Raw genomic sequence first — 15,034 nt, 5'->3', positions numbered from 1 at the left:
GGTTCGTTGTGCAGGGGCGTGAGCGAGAAGAACCGTGAAGGCAAGCGCACCGCCCGCGAGCGGCTGCAGGAACAGCGTGAAATGGACAAGGCGCGCCAGAAGCGCAAGCGGGGGCTGATCGTCGGCGGCAGTGTCGTGGCCGTCCTGGCGATCGCCGCCGTGATCGGCATGGTGGTCGCCAACAACAACAGCGGCGGCGGCTCCGGGACGCCCGCCGCGGCCCCTGTTGGTGCCACCGGCACCAACAAGCTCGTGATCCCCACCGGCGCGACCGACGCGCCGTCCACCCTGACCGTCTACGAGGACTTCCGCTGTCCGGCGTGCGGCCAGTTCGAGAAGACCTACCGCGACACCATCCACAGCCTGCAGGACTCGGGGCAGATGAAGGTCGACTATCACATCGTCCGCATCATCGACACCAATCTGGGCGGCACCGGCTCCCTCATCGCCGGCAACGCGGCGGCGTGCGCACAGGACCAGAACAAGTTCCGGGACTTCCACGACGTCCTGTACGAGAACCAGCCGCCGGAGACCAGCGACAAGTTCGCCCAGAAGCCCTACCTGCTGCAGCTGGCCGCCAAGGTGCCCGGCCTGACCAACCCCGCCTTCACGGCCTGCGTGAACAACGGGACGTACGACGCCTGGATCAAGGCGGCCAACGCCGATTTCGGCAAGTCCGGCTACAACTCCACGCCGACCGTGCTGCTGAACGGCAAGAGCATCTACGCGGACCCGAAGAACCCGCTGACCCCGGACAAGCTCAAGCAGATGGTGGCGGCCGCCAACAAGGGCAAGAAGGCAGGCACGGCGACGCCCACCGTCACGCCGAGCACATCCGTCTCACCCAGCGCATCCGCCTCTGCGTCCGCCTCAGGCTGAGGCGTTATCCAGCCGTTGCCGGGCGGGTGCCCGCGCGCCCGCCCGGCAAGGTAGCGTCGGACTTTGCCATGGAACTCGCATTCATCCCCAGTCCGTCGCGCGGAGTGCTCTACCTGGGCCCGATTCCGCTGCGCGGCTACGCGTTCTGCATCATCATCGGCGTCTTCGCGGCCGTCTGGATCGGCGGCAGGCGCTGGGCCGCCCGCGGCGGACAGAAGACCACGGTCGCGGACATCGCCGTATGGGCGGTGCCGTTCGGCTTGGTCGGTGGCCGTCTCTACCACGTGATCACGGATTACGAGCTCTACTTCGGCGCCGGCAAGAACTGGGTCAACGCCTTCAAGATCTGGGAGGGCGGTCTCGGCATCTGGGGCGCTGTCACCCTCGGCGCCCTCGGCGCCTGGATCGGCTGCCGCCGCCGCGGCATCCCCCTCCCCGCGTGGGCGGACGCGCTGGCCCCCGGTCTTGCCATCGCCCAGGCCTTCGGCCGCTGGGGCAACTGGTTCAACCAGGAGCTCTACGGCCGGCCGACCACTCTGCCCTGGGCGCTCAAGATCGACCCCGCGCACCGGCCCGTCGACACCCCCGACATCGCCACGTACCACCCGACCTTCCTCTACGAGTCACTGTGGTGCGTCGGCGCCGCCTTCCTGGTGATCTGGGCAGACCGGCGCTTCAAGCTCGGCCACGGGCGGGCCTTCGCGTTGTACGTCGCCGCGTACACGGTCGGCCGGTTCTGGATCGAGTCGCTGCGGGTCGACGACGCCCACCACATCCTGGGCATGCGGCTCAACGACTGGACGGCGATCGTCGTCTTCATCGGCGCTGTCGTGTACTTCGTCATCTCGGCGAAGCGGCACCCCGGCCGGGAGGAGATCGTGGAGCCAGCCGCGGTCGCGGCTGACGCCGCGGCTGACCCGGAGGCCGGCGAGGCCGCGGCCGACGATCCCGAGGTCGAAGCCGCCGCCGAGGACGCGGAGCCCGCTGTCGCGGCGGACGAGGCGCCGGACGACGAGGCGGAGGCCGAGTCCAAGGCCCCCGCCGAAGAGGCCAAGAAGTCCTGACGGCCCGCACATCCCACGGCCGCCGCACCCTCCGGGTGCGGCGGCCGTTTCGTTGCGCGTTTTCGCAGGTTAGGCAGGCTTTCCTTGCTGGAAACGAAGGGAACGGCAGCGTACGGTCGTGCTGTTCATCGGAAGGAACTGAGGCATCAGCCTCGGCCGGAGGGAGAAGTGCGCCATGTCGTCGTTGGCTTTCGAGACGGACTCAGGCGCTGCCCCCATGCACGTGATTCATCACGAGCACCGGGATGTGAACGGTGGCTGGCTGCGGCCCGCCGTGTTCGGGGCGATGGACGGCCTGGTGTCGAACCTGGCGCTGATCACCGGTGTGGCGGGCGGCGCGGTGTCGCCGCACATGATCGTGATCACCGGGCTGGCCGGGCTGGCCGGCGGTGCGTTCTCGATGGCGGCGGGAGAGTACACCTCCGTGGCCTCCCAGCGGGAGCTGGTTGAGGCGGAAGTCGCTCTCGAACGGCTGGAGCTGAGCCGTAACCCGCAGGACGAGCTGCGGGAGCTCGCGTCGCTCTACGTGTCGCGCGGCGTCGACCCGGAGCTCGCGCACGAGGTGGCGCGGCAGATGTCCGTGGACCCGGAGCAGGCGCTGGAGATACACGCCCGGGAAGAGCTGGGCATCGACCCGACCGATCTGCCGTCGCCGCTGGTCGCGGCCGGTTCGTCCTTCGCGTCCTTCGCGATCGGCGCGCTGCTGCCGGTGCTGCCGTACCTCCTGGGCGCGACGGCCCTCTGGCCCGCGCTGATCGTCGCCTTCACCGGGCTGTTCGCGTGCGGCGCCGCGGTGTCCAAGGTCACCGCCCGCTCGTGGTCCTTCAGCGGGCTCCGGCAGCTGGTCTTGGGTGGCGCGGCCGCAGGGGTTACCTTCGTTCTGGGCGCTTTGTTCGGTAACGCAGTCCGCTAGCGGTTGCCAGGCCACAAGCCTCTTGTTACCCGCGCGTTTCAGCCCGGCCAACAGGGGGCATCTCCTTGTGGCGCCGCGGGCAGAGCCGCCCGCGTCTCAACGGGAGCGACGCCGGCCGCATACTGCCTGCTCGTAGCGCCTTTCTGTCCACATGATGGAAGCGGACTATCCACTTTTCGGCCATCCGGCCATCATGTAACCTGCACGAAATCGCAGAGGGCCAACGTCGTCCCGGATGCGCATGACATATGCCGAATGACGACGACGGGAGAGCCGATGCGTTCCGCGTCCACGCAGCCCGAGCCCACCGGCTCCGGCTGGGCCCACATGGATGGGCGCCCCGCCCCGCAGGGGCTGTACGACCCGCGCAATGAGCACGACGCCTGTGGCGTCGGCTTCGTGGCCACCCTCACCGGCGAGGCTGACCACGCGCTTGTCGAGCAGGCGCTCACCGTACTGCGCAACCTGGAGCACCGCGGCGCCACCGGCGCCGAGCCCGATTCCGGCGACGGCGCCGGCATCCTGCTGCAGGTCCCGGACGCCTTCCTGCGCGAAGCCGCGGGATTCGAGCTCCCCGCCGCCGGCCACTACGCCGTCGGCATCGCCTTCCTCCCGGTCGAGGAAGAGGACCGTACGAAGGCCGTCGAGTCGATCGAGCGGATCGCCGCAGAAGAGGGCCTGACGGTCCTCGGCTGGCGCGAGGTGCCGGTCGCCCCCGAGTTGCTGGGCGCCACCTCGCGCACGACGATGCCCTACTTCTCCCAACTCTTCGTCACCGACGCGGAGAGCTCGCAGAAGGCGGGGATCGATCTTGACAGGCCCGCCTTCGTGCTGCGCAAGCGCGCCGAGCGCGAGGCCGACGTGTACTTCCCGTCGCTCTCGGCTCGTACGATCGTCTACAAGGGCATGCTGACCACCGGGCAGCTGGAGCCGTTCTTCCCGGACCTGTCCGACCGCCGGATCGCCACCGCGATCGCGCTGGTTCACTCCCGCTTCTCCACCAACACCTTCCCGAGCTGGCCGCTGGCCCACCCGTACCGGTTCGTGGCGCACAACGGTGAGATCAACACCGTCAAGGGCAACCGCAACTGGATGCGGGCCCGCGAGTCCCAGCTGGCCTCCGAGCTCTTCGGCGGGGACCTGGAGCGGGTCTTCCCGATCTGCACCCCGGGTGCCTCGGACACCGCGACCTTCGACGAGGTGCTGGAGCTGCTGCACCTCGGTGGCCGCTCGCTGCCGCACAGCGTGCTGATGATGATCCCCGAGGCGTGGGAGAACCACACCTCGATGGATCCGGCCCGCCGCGCCTTCTACCAGTACCACTCCACGCTGATCGAGCCCTGGGACGGCCCGGCCTGCGTCACCTTCACCGACGGCACCCAGGTCGGCGCGGTCCTGGACCGCAACGGTCTGCGCCCCGGCCGCTACTGGGTCACCGACGACGGCCTGGTCGTGCTCGCGTCCGAGTCCGGCGTGCTGGACATCGCCCCGGAGAAGGTGGTCCGCAAGGGCCGCCTGCAGCCCGGCCACATGTTCCTGGTCGACACCGCAGAGCACCGGATCATCGAGGACAGCGAGATCAAGGCCACGCTCGCGGCCGAGAACCCGTACAAGGAGTGGCTGGACGGCGGCCTGATCCACCTCAACGACCTGCCCGAGCGTGAGCACATCGTGCACACCCACGCCTCGGTCACCCGCCGCCAGCAGACCTTCGGCTACACCGAGGAAGAGCTGCGTGTCATCCTCGCGCCGATGGCCAAGACCGGCGGCGAGCCGCTGGGCTCCATGGGCACCGACTCGCCGATCGCGGCACTGTCGTCCCGCCCCCGGCTGCTCTTCGACTACTTCACCCAGCTGTTCGCGCAGGTCACCAACCCGCCGCTGGACGCCATCCGCGAGGAGCTGGTCACCTCGCTGATCAGCGCGGTCGGCCCGTCCGGCAACCTGCTGGAGCCCTCCCCGGCATCCTGTCGCAACATCACCCTGCCCTTCCCGGTGATCGACAATGACGAGCTGGCCAAGCTCATCCACATCAACGCCGACGGCGACCTGCCGGGCCTGAAGGCCGCGACCCTGTCCGGCCTCTACCGGGTCTCCGGCGGCGGCGAGGCACTGGCCACCCGCCTGGCGGAGATCTGCGCCGAGGCCGACGCCGCCATAGAGGACGGCGCCCGCCTCATCGTGCTGTCCGACCGGCACTCCGACGCCGAGCACGCGCCGATCCCGTCGCTGCTGCTCACCTCGGCGGTCCACCACCACCTGATCCGCACCAAGCAGCGCACCCAGGTCGGCCTGATCGTCGAGGCCGGCGACGTCCGCGAGGTGCACCATGTCGCGCTGCTGATCGGCTACGGCGCCGCCGCCGTGAACCCGTACCTGGCGATGGAGTCGGTCGAGGACCTGCTGCGCGCCGGAACGTTCCTTCAGGGCATCGAGCCCGAGGTGGCGCTGAAGAACCTGATCAAGGCGCTCGGCAAGGGCGTCCTGAAGGTGATGTCCAAGATGGGCATCTCCACCGTCGCCTCCTACCGTGGCGCGCAGGTCTTCGAGGCCATCGGCCTGGAGGCCGAGTTCGTCGACACGTACTTCCACGGCACCGACACCAAGATCGGCGGCGCCGGTCTCGACGTCATCGCCCAGGAGGCCGCCGCCCGGCACGCCAAGGCCTACCCGGCCTCCGGCATCCCCGCCGCGCACCGCCGGCTGGAGATCGGCGGCGAGTACCAGTGGCGCCGCGAGGGCGAGCCGCACCTGTTCGACCCCGACACCGTCTTCCGGCTGCAGCACTCCACGCGCTCGCGCCGCTACGACATCTTCAAGCAGTACACCCGGCGCGTCGACGAGCAGGCCGAGCGCCTGATGACGCTGCGCGGCCTGTTCAAGTTCAAGAACCCCGAAGACACGGCGCGCGAGCCGATCTCCATCGACGAGGTCGAGCCGGTCTCCGAGATCGTCAAGCGCTTCTCCACCGGTGCCATGTCCTACGGCTCCATCTCGCTGGAGGCGCACCAGACGCTGGCCATCGCCATGAACCAGCTCGGCGGCAAGTCCAACACCGGCGAGGGCGGCGAGGACGCCGACCGGCTGTACGACCCGGCGCGCCGCTCCGCGATCAAGCAGGTCGCCTCCGGCCGCTTCGGCGTGACCAGCGAGTACCTGGTCAACGCGGACGACATCCAGATCAAGATGGCCCAGGGCGCCAAGCCCGGCGAGGGCGGCCAGCTGCCCGGCCACAAGGTCTACCCGTGGATCGGCAAGACCCGGCACTCCACGCCGGGCGTCGGCCTGATCTCGCCGCCGCCGCACCACGACATCTACTCCATCGAGGACCTGGCTCAGCTGATCCACGACCTCAAGAACGCCAACCCGGCGGCCCGCATCCACGTGAAGCTGGTCTCCGAGGTCGGCGTCGGCACGGTCGCGGCGGGCGTCTCCAAGGCCCACGCCGATGTCGTACTGATCTCCGGCCACGACGGCGGCACCGGCGCCTCGCCGCTGACGTCGCTGAAGCACGCGGGCGGTCCCTGGGAGCTCGGCCTGGCCGAGACCCAGCAGACGCTGCTGCTCAACGGCCTGCGCGACCGCATCGTCGTCCAGACCGACGGCCAGCTCAAGACCGGCCGCGACGTCGTCATCGCCGCCCTGCTGGGCGCCGAGGAGTTCGGCTTCGCGACCGCCCCGCTGGTGGTCTCCGGCTGCGTCATGATGCGCGTCTGCCACCTGGACACCTGCCCGGTCGGCATCGCCACCCAGAACCCGGTCCTGCGGGACCGCTTCTCCGGCAAGGCCGAGTACGTGGTGAACTTCTTCGAGTTCATCGCGCAGGAGGTCCGCGAGCTGCTCGCCGAGCTGGGCTTCCGTACGCTCGAGGAGGCCGTCGGCCACGCCGAGCTGATCGACACCAGCCAGGCGATCGACCACTGGAAGGCGCAGGGCCTCGACCTGGCCCCGATCTTCTACGTGCCCGAGCTGCCCGAGGGCGCCGCTCTGCACCGTACGGTCGAGCAGGACCACAGCCTGGAGAAGGCGCTGGACAACGAGCTGATCGAGCTCGCCAAGGATGCGCTGGAGAACGGCGACCCGGTCCGTGCCCAGGTCAAGGTGCGTAACGTCAACCGCACGGTCGGCACCATGCTCGGCCACGAGGTGACCAAGAAGTACGGTGGCGCGGGCCTTCCCGAGGACACCATCGACATCACCCTCACCGGCTCGGCCGGCCAGTCGTTCGGTGCCTTCCTCCCCAAGGGCGTGACCCTGCGCCTGGAGGGCGACGCCAACGACTACGTCGGCAAGGGCCTGTCCGGCGGCCGCGTCATCGTCCGCCCGGACCGGGGCGCCGACCACCTCGCCGAGTACTCGACCATCGCGGGCAACACCATCGCGTACGGTGCGACCGGCGGAGAGCTGTTCCTGCGCGGCCGCACGGGCGAGCGCTTCTGCGTCCGCAACTCCGGTGCCACGGTCGTCTCGGAGGGCGTGGGCGACCACGGCTGCGAGTACATGACCGGCGGCCGGGCGGTTGTGCTGGGCGAGACGGGACGTAACTTCGCGGCCGGCATGTCCGGCGGCATCGCGTACGTCCTCGACCTGAACCCGGACAACGTCAACCCCGGCATGGTGAACGTCGAGGCGCTGGACGCGGACGACATCAAGTGGCTGCACGACGTCGTGCGCCGCCACCAGGAGGAGACCGGCTCGACGGTGGCCGAGAAGCTCCTCGCCGACTGGGGGAACACCCTCAACCGCTTCGGCAAGGTCATGCCGAGGGACTACAAGGCAGTGCTCGCCGCCAAGAACGCCGCCGAGCAGGCCGGACTCAGCGAGTCCGAGACCACCGCGAAGATGATGGAGGCGGCAAATGGCTGACCCGAAGGGCTTCCTCACCACGCCCCGCGAGACGGCCCCGACCCGTCCCGTCGAGGAGCGCAAGCAGGACTGGAACGAGGTCTACGTCCCCGGCGGCCTGCTGCCGATCATCACCAAGCAGGCCGGCCGCTGCATGGACTGCGGCATCCCGTTCTGCCACAACGGCTGTCCGCTGGGGAACCTCATCCCCGAGTGGAACGACTACGCCTACCGCGAGGACTGGCAGGCCGCCTCCGAGCGGCTGCACGCCACGAACAACTTCCCGGAGTTCACCGGGCGGCTGTGCCCGGCGCCCTGCGAGTCGGCGTGTGTGCTGGGCATCAACCAGCCCGCCGTCACCATCAAGAACGTCGAAGTCACCATCATCGACAAGGCATGGGACAGCGGCGACGTCACCCCGCAGCCCCCGGAGCGCCTCTCCGGCAAGACCGTCGCCGTCATCGGCTCCGGCCCGGCCGGTCTCGCCGCCGCCCAGCAGCTGACCCGGGCCGGTCACACGGTCGCGGTGTACGAGCGCGCCGACCGCATAGGCGGCCTGCTGCGCTACGGCATCCCCGAGTTCAAGATGGAGAAGCGGCACATCAACCGCCGTATCGAGCAGATGCGCGCGGAGGGCACCAAGTTCCGTACCGGTGCCCAGGTCGGCACCGACATCGACGGTGCCAAGCTGCGCCTCCGGTACGACGCCGTGGTCATCGCCGCTGGTGCCACGCAGGCGCGCGACCTGCCGGCGCCGGGGCGTGAGCTCAAGGGCATCTACCAGGCCATGGAGTACCTGCCGCTGTCCAACAAGGTGCAGGAGGGCGACTTCGTCACCCCGCCGGTCACCGCCGAGGGCAAGCACGTGGTCGTCATCGGCGGCGGCGACACCGGCGCGGACTGCGTCGGCACCGCCCACCGCCAGGGCGCGGCCTCGGTCACCCAGCTGGAGATCATGCCCCGGCCGAGCGACGACCGCCCGGCCCACCAGCCCTGGCCGACCATGCCGATGACGTACAAGGTCACCTCGGCGCATGAGGAGGGCGGCGAGCGGGTCTACGCCGTCAACACCGTGAAGTTCGAGGGCGACGAGGACGGCAACGTCAAGGCGCTGCATCTGATCGAGGTCGTCTTCGAGGACGGGAATTTCGTCCCGCAGCCCGGCACCGAGAAGGTCATCCCGGCCGAGCTGGTCACCCTGGCCATGGGCTTCACCGGCACCGACCAGAAGAACGGCCTGATCGAGCAACTGGGCCTGGAGCTGGACGCGCGCGGCAACATCGCGCGGGACGGCGCGTACGCGACCAACGTCGACGGCGTCTTCGTCGCCGGTGACGCAGGCCGCGGCCAGTCGCTCATCGTGTGGGCCATCGCCGAGGGCCGGTCCGCCGCCCGCGCCGTGGATCGCTTCCTCACCGGCACCAGCACCCTGCCGGCCCCGATCCGCCCCACGGACCGCCCGCTGACGGTCTGACAGCGACACCACCACCAGCGTTTCCGTACAACGGCGTACGGAACGAAAGCACGGCGCCCGCCCCCACCCGACCGGGGGCGGGCGCCGTGGCGTGTGCGGGGGGGTCAGCCGTGGGTTCAGCCGTGTGTCCGGCCCAGGACGAGGACCTGGATGGCCAGCACCGCCGCGCCGCGCGCCCAGCGCCGATATTCGTCGCCGCCCGCTACACGCTGCCGGGCATCATCGCGCACGAGTCCGCGCGGCGCGGCGGCGTCCGGCTGGACATCCCGGACTTCGGGGACGCGCCCGCGTAGCCGCGTTCGAGGGGGTCAGGGCCCGCTGTCAGGTGTCGCACTCCAGCACCGTGCAGCACAGCGTGCAGCGTGCCCTGACCCGGCCCCGTACGGGCACGCGGATCCGCTGATGGCAGGTGGGGCAGGGGAACGACACCCGCAGCGGGCCGGCGGTCCCCCGTCCCTCGAAGACGTACCCGGCAGAGGGGAGGGCGGTGCCGGCCCGCCGGTCCTTGGCGTAGCGGCGCCGACCCGCCCAACCGCTGCCCAGGAGGGGCGGATGGCGCAGGTCCTGCTGCGCGAGGGCCAGGCCGGCCCGGTAGGCGTCACGGCCCTGCGGGCTGGTGAACCACGGCTCGATGTCGTCCCCGAAGGCCAGCGCGCGCTTGGCGAGTACGTAGCCGAACTCCTCGGGCGTGAGATAGCCCAGCTTGGACGCGGACATCAGGACCCGCTCCCCACGCCGGGCCGGCTCCTCGCGGTAGGAGTCCAGCAGCAGCCAGCCCGCGCCCAGATAGGCCGTCGCTGTGTCGGTCAGGATCTCATTGTCCCGCGTGCCGGGAAACTCCAGGTCCAAGCGGTGCAGGAAGACATGCATCACCTCATGGGCGAGCGCCGCGCCCACGTCGCGGCGGTCCTCCTTGAAGCGCGCGTGCAGCTCGATGAAGTACTCCGGGCCCGCCTCCAGCTCCACATTCCCCGCGTGCACCATGTCCCGGAAGCTCACCACCATCCGCGCCTCCGGCAGCCGGAAGTGCCGCACCATGACCTGCGCCACGCGCTGCGCGCCCAGGAATGGATCCTCGTCCGCCGGGAAGTCCACCGCCTCGGGGCGCACACTCGCCGGGAAGCTGTTCACCAGGTCCGACGACATCCGCTTGTACAGCGCCGTCAGCGCGGCCCTGATCGTCCCGAGGTGCGGAAACCCGTGCACGATCGGGTTCGCTGCCGGGCTGCCCGGGTCTGCCTGTTGGGTCACCTGCGCCTCCCCCGGCGACGGCTCCGTCGCCTCCGAGGTTACGCGTCGAGCCACGCCGTTGGCAGAACCTTTCTCTGCCGCCGGCCCTTACGCGTCGACCCCCGCCGTTGTGGCTGTACCCGGCGGCCCGTCGCCGGTCGCGGATCCGGCGACCGGTATTCCCACCTCCGCCAGCCGCTCTGCGGCGGAGGCATCCTCGCCGCCGGCCGCCTGGTAGACGCTGACCAGCAGCCGGCCGCCCGGCTCGACCAGGGCCAGGGTGTGGCGTACGAGATCGCCGAGGCGGGCCCGGGGGACGCAGTCGGCCAAGACATGGACGAAGGTGAAGCGCCGCCCGTCCGCCGGCCGCCAGTCCAGCGCTTTGCCGGTTTCGATCCGGTCCGCCCAGTGCGGGAGCCGCTGCCGGGCCAAGCCGACAAGGCCGGGGGCGATGTCGATGCCGTACGGCTCCATCGCCCGGCCGCGCTCGGCGGCCCACGCGCGGACGGACTCCATCAGCAGGCCGTTCGCGCAGCCGACGTCCAGGAAGGTGCCGTCCCGGTGCAGGGCTTCGGCGATCATCGAGCGGCGGGCCCGCCACTCCTCCGGGCCGCCGCCGAAGCCGGAACCCCCTTCGGGGGTGGTGGCGCGCAGGTAGGCCGGCTCCAGGAGTCGTGTGCTGTCGGCCGAAGTAGGAGGCGTCGTCCTGCGCGCAGTAGGAGCGGGCGGCATCGAGTATGGCGGTGAGGTCAGGGCCGGGCAGCGGGGCTCCGGGCGGAGGCCTGACTCGCGTTTTCAGCCCTCAGCCAACCCCCGTGCGCTGCCCGTGGCGCATGCGGCAGCATGGCCGTATGTCCGTACTGACGCGCGCCGAAGCGCAGACCCGAGCCCGGTTCCTCGACGTTCACCGCTATGTGATCGACCTCGACCTCGACCGGGGTGACGAGACCTTCGGTTCCAGTACGGTGATCCACTTCACCGCGCGCGAGGCGGGCGACACCTTCGTCGACATACAGCCCGTCGCCCTTCACCGCGCCGTGCTGGACGGCCGGGAGCTGGACCCCGCCGCGCTGGAGGACAACCGGCTGCCGCTCACCGGGCTCGCCGCCGGACCGCACGAGCTGCGCATCGAGGCCGACATGCGCTACTCCCGCACCGGCGAGGGCATGCACCGCTTCACCGACCCCGCCGACGGCGAGACGTATCTCTACACCCAGATGTCCCTGGAGGACGTCCGCAGCGTCATCGCCGCCTTCGACCAGCCGGACCTGAAGGCCGTCTTCGAGGTCAGCGTCACCGCCCCGCCCGCCTGGACCGTCCTGGGCAACGGTGTCGCGCAGCGCACCGGCGAAGGCCGCTGGCAGCTCGCCCCGACCCCGCTGATCAGTACGTATCTGCTCGCGATCGCCGCCGGCCCCTGGCACTCCGTGCGCACCGAGCACGCCGGGCTGCCCTTCGGCCTGCATTGCCGCCGTTCGCTGGCGCCGCACCTCGACACGGACGCCGACGAGTTGTTCGACATCACCCGCCGCTGCTTCGACCGCTACCACGAGATCTTCGAGGAGCCGTACCCCTTCGACTCCTACGACCAGGCCTTCGTGCCGGAGTTCAACTTCGGCGCCATGGAGAACCCCGGACTGGTCACCTTCCGCGACGAGTTCGTCTACCGTTCCGCCGTCACCGACACCGAGCGCCAGACCCGGGGCATGGTCATCGCCCACGAGATGGCCCACATGTGGTTCGGCGACCTCGTCACCCTCCAGTGGTGGGACGACATCTGGCTCAACGAGTCCTTCGCCGAGTACATGGGCTTCCAGGTGCTGTCCGAGGCCACCGGCTTCAGCGACACCTGGACCGACTTCGCCGTCACCCGCAAGGGCTGGGGCTACGACGCCGACCAGCGGCCCACCACCCACCCCGTCGCCCCCGACGCCGAGGCCGTCCACGACACCGCCTCGGCCCTGTCCAACTTCGACGGCATCTCGTACGCCAAGGGCGCCTCCGCCCTGCGCCAGCTCGTCGCCTGGCTCGGCGAGAAGGACTTCCTGGCAGGCATCAACGACCACTTCGCCCGCCACCGCTTCGGCAACGCCACCCTCGCCGACTTCCTGGACTCCCTCGCCCGCGCCACCGACCGCGACGTCCACACCTGGGCCGAGCAGTGGCTGCGCACCACCGGCGTCGACACCCTCACCCCCGAGGTCACCGAGACGGCGGACGGCTGGCGGTTCGCCATCGGCCGCACCGGCTCCCGCCCGCACCGCATCACCGTCAGCCTGTACGACCAGGCGGACAGCGACCCGGCGCGGCTGCTGGCCCGCGACCGCTTCTCCACCGACGTCCCCGGCGAGCCGATCGACTTCACCGGGCCGCGCCCCGACCTCGTGCTGCTCAACGACGGCGACCTCACCTACGCCAAGGTCCGCTTCGACGAGCAGTCCTGGGCCACCGTCGCCGCCGCGCTGCGCGGCCTGCCCGACGCCCTGTCCCGGGCCGTGATCTGGAACGCCGCCCGCGACCAGGTCCGCGACGGCGAACTGGCCCCCAGCGCTTCCGCTGGGAGGTGCCCCCAGCCCGCCGCCTACCTTGACGTCGTCCGCGCCCACCTGCCGTACGAGACCGACATCGCCGTCATCGAAGGCGTACTCACCTTCGCCCGCACCCAGATCGCCGACCGTTACCTCCCCGACGAGCAGCGCCCCGCCGCCCTCGCCACCCTGGAGGCCGTCGCGCGCGAACTGCTGCCCCGCCACCCGCTGGTCGCCGCCCGCACCCTCATCGCGGTCACCACCGACGCCGCCGAACTCCGCGACTGGCTCACCGCGGAGGCCGTCAGCGGCGGCCCCCGCGTCGACCCCGAACTGCGCTGGCGGCTGCTGCTCCGCCTGTCCGTCCTGGGCGCCGCCACCGCCGCCGACATCGACGCCGAACTCGCCCGCGACCCCAGCGCCACCGGCCAGGAAGGCGCCGCCCGCTGTCGGGCCGCCCTCCCCGACCCGGCGAGCAAGCAGGCGGCCTGGGCCACCCTCTTCGACAGCGACGACCTGTCCAACTACCTCTTCACCGCCACCGCCCAGGGCTTCTGGCAGCCCGAACACCGCGATCTCGTACGGGACTTCGTGCCCCGCTACTTCCCCGCCGCCACCGCGCTGGCCGCCCGCCGGGGCCCCGCCCTCGCCGAGGCCGCCGGCCGCTACGCCTTCCCCGTCCCGGCCGTCGACGCCGACACCCTCCGCCTCGGCGAGGAATGCCTGCGCGACGCCGACCCCACCCCCGCGCTGCGCCGCAGGCTCGCCGACCAGCTCGACGATTTGGCCCGGGCCCTACGTGTACGGGGCATATGGGCCTAGCCGCGCAGGGCCGCGCCCACGGGTGCGGCCCGACGGCCCGGACGATTGCGAAGCTGCGCCGCACCCGGCGGCGCAGCCGACTACAGGACCGAGTGCGTCACGGTTCCGGTGTAGTCGCCTGCCAGGACTGAGGCGGGCACCGAGATGATCAGCGTCGGATTCCACGTCACACCGGTTACCGGGCCACCTGACTGCAGGCTGAACGCAGTTCGGGAGATGCTCAGGTTCTGTGCCTGCGCCGACGTGACCTGTCCGGGCGTGGCGGTACCGCTGCCGGTCTGCGCGGTTACTGGTCCCGACCATTGAGAGACGCTGCTTTTCGGGATGGTCCGGGCTGGAGAGCCGCCCCCCGAGGTGAAGTCCGTTGCGGAGACGGTGGCCGTCCAGGAGGAAAAACCGCTGGCGTCGACCGTCACTGACCCCAGGTGTCCGCTGATTGTTCCCCCAGGTGTCCCACTGCTGAGATTCGCCGATGCCGGTACCGTGATCGAGAGCTGACTGGCGGCGCAGTCCGCCGTCGTAATGGTGTTGGTGTCCAGTGTGACCGCGCCATTACGTGCCAGGACCCTGCCGCTGATCACCACGCCCGTGGTCACCGTGATGGATGTCAGGGCCAGGATGTTGCCCCTGAAGGAGGAACCCGTCCCGAGGGTGGCGGAGCTGCCCACCTGCCAGAAGACGTTGCAGGCCTGTGCTCCGTTGATGAGGTTGACGTCGCTCGCCGACGCCGTGGTCAAGGTCGAGCCCATCCGGAAGATGAAGACGGCGTTGGGGTCGCCCTGGGCGTCCAGCGTGACCGTCCCGGTGAGTCCCATCGACGACCCGGAAGAGTAGACGCCAGGCGTCAGCGTTGTCCCACCGAGATCGGCCGAAACGGTTACCCCGGGTCCCCGGCCGGCCGCGTCGTTGTAGGCGGAGGTCAGGTCGGACTGCAGGGCCCTTGCAAAGTTGAATTCCTCTGACGTTTCCGCTGGTCATCGGCGGATGCCGAGGAGGTCGAGTGGGGCGGTGAAGGGCTCGTAGGACAGGTCACGGACGGCTTCGGCCATGTTCGTGGCGCCGGTGGCGCGTAACCGGTTGAGAGCGGTGTTGCGCAAGGTGGCCATGTTCTCGGGGCCGTGGCCAGTGCGGATCTGGGAGCGGTCTTCGTCCCAGAGAGTGTCCCGCACGTAGTGGATCTTGTTGTCGGATAGGGGGCGCCGTTTTCCGGCGCCCCCCTCCTCAGAACCGTGCTTGCCACTCGTCGCGGCACACGGCTCAAGCAGCCCGCAGGGGCGGT

The 15,034-nt window shown here is 70.3% G+C and carries 10 protein-coding genes and 1 pseudogene; 7 read left to right on the top strand and 4 right to left on the bottom strand.

Annotation, left to right across the window (positions count from 1 at the left end; translation table 11 throughout):
* Positions 1-18 precede the first annotated feature (18 nt).
* The 6 genes from EFK10_RS25160 to EFK10_RS25135 all read left to right on the top strand — a co-directional run bounded on the left by EFK10_RS25160 (position 19) and on the right by EFK10_RS25135 (position 9,468).
* Positions 19-879 carry a DsbA family protein gene (locus EFK10_RS25160; RefSeq protein WP_127357946.1) on the top strand — a complete coding sequence of 287 codons (861 nt, stop codon included), beginning with the start codon at positions 19-21 and terminating at the stop codon, positions 877-879.
* Positions 880-947: 68 nt separating this feature from the next.
* The gene (lgt, locus tag EFK10_RS25155; protein WP_127357945.1) at positions 948-1,943 is read left to right on the top strand and encodes a prolipoprotein diacylglyceryl transferase; all 996 of its coding nucleotides are present in this window, start codon (positions 948-950) and stop codon (positions 1,941-1,943) included.
* A 217-nt stretch (positions 1,944-2,160) separates the two neighbouring features.
* Entirely contained in the window at positions 2,161-2,856 is a 696-nt protein-coding gene (locus EFK10_RS25150) for a VIT1/CCC1 transporter family protein (protein WP_407647135.1), read from the top strand.
* Between the two features lie 276 nt (positions 2,857-3,132).
* Positions 3,133-7,722, top strand: coding sequence for a glutamate synthase large subunit (gene gltB / locus EFK10_RS25145; protein WP_127357962.1), 4,590 nt, complete (start codon positions 3,133-3,135; stop codon positions 7,720-7,722).
* Positions 7,715-9,175 (top strand): glutamate synthase subunit beta, encoded by a 1,461-nt coding sequence (locus tag EFK10_RS25140; protein ID WP_127357943.1) that lies wholly within the window; start codon positions 7,715-7,717, stop codon positions 9,173-9,175. Before gltB ends, EFK10_RS25140 begins: the two co-directional genes overlap by 8 nt.
* Positions 9,176-9,285: 110 nt before the next feature.
* Positions 9,286-9,468 carry a hypothetical protein gene (locus tag EFK10_RS25135; RefSeq protein WP_127357942.1) on the top strand — a complete coding sequence of 61 codons (183 nt, stop codon included), beginning with the start codon at positions 9,286-9,288 and terminating at the stop codon, positions 9,466-9,468.
* Positions 9,469-9,496: 28 nt separating this feature from the next.
* Here the strand turns inward: EFK10_RS25135 and EFK10_RS25130 are convergent, their stop codons facing one another.
* Positions 9,497-10,426: a hypothetical protein gene (locus EFK10_RS25130; protein ID WP_127357941.1), complete on the bottom strand. Its 930-nt coding sequence runs from the start codon at positions 10,424-10,426 to the stop codon at positions 9,497-9,499.
* 87 nt (positions 10,427-10,513) lie between these two features.
* Positions 10,514-11,137, bottom strand: coding sequence for a class I SAM-dependent methyltransferase (locus tag EFK10_RS25125; RefSeq protein ID WP_127357940.1), 624 nt, complete (start codon positions 11,135-11,137; stop codon positions 10,514-10,516).
* Positions 11,138-11,256: 119 nt separating this feature from the next.
* Between EFK10_RS25125 and pepN the strand changes: the two genes are divergently transcribed.
* Positions 11,257-13,755, top strand: coding sequence for an aminopeptidase N (pepN, locus tag EFK10_RS25120; protein WP_127357939.1), 2,499 nt, complete (start codon positions 11,257-11,259; stop codon positions 13,753-13,755).
* 80 nt (positions 13,756-13,835) lie between these two features.
* On the opposite strand, the gene EFK10_RS25115 is transcribed toward pepN, so the two are convergent.
* On the bottom strand, positions 13,836-14,678 hold the full coding sequence (locus tag EFK10_RS25115) for an ice-binding family protein (protein ID WP_240677455.1): 843 nt from the start codon (positions 14,676-14,678) through the stop codon (positions 13,836-13,838).
* Positions 14,679-14,729: 51 nt separating this feature from the next.
* Positions 14,730-15,034, bottom strand: a pseudogene (locus tag EFK10_RS25110) (hypothetical protein); the annotation flags it as partial.

The sequence above is a fragment of the Streptomyces soli genome (genome assembly GCF_003999195.1).
GTDB classification, from domain to species: domain Bacteria; phylum Actinomycetota; class Actinomycetes; order Streptomycetales; family Streptomycetaceae; genus Actinacidiphila; species Actinacidiphila soli.
The sequence above is the reverse complement of the archived record's forward strand: the minus strand, read 5'-3'. Positions and strand labels throughout refer to the sequence as shown.

Coding starts and splice junctions, on each gene's coding strand:
- EFK10_RS25125 (WP_127357940.1), bottom strand. CDS start 11,137: ATGCCGCCCGCTCCTACTGCGCGCAGGACGACGCCTCCTACTTCGGCC.
- EFK10_RS25150 (WP_407647135.1), top strand. CDS start 2,161: ATGCACGTGATTCATCACGAGCACCGGGATGTGAACGGTGGCTGGCTG.
- EFK10_RS25140 (WP_127357943.1), top strand. CDS start 7,715: ATGGCTGACCCGAAGGGCTTCCTCACCACGCCCCGCGAGACGGCCCCG.
- gltB (WP_127357962.1), top strand. CDS start 3,133: ATGCGTTCCGCGTCCACGCAGCCCGAGCCCACCGGCTCCGGCTGGGCC.
- pepN (WP_127357939.1), top strand. CDS start 11,257: ATGTCCGTACTGACGCGCGCCGAAGCGCAGACCCGAGCCCGGTTCCTC.
- lgt (WP_127357945.1), top strand. CDS start 948: ATGGAACTCGCATTCATCCCCAGTCCGTCGCGCGGAGTGCTCTACCTG.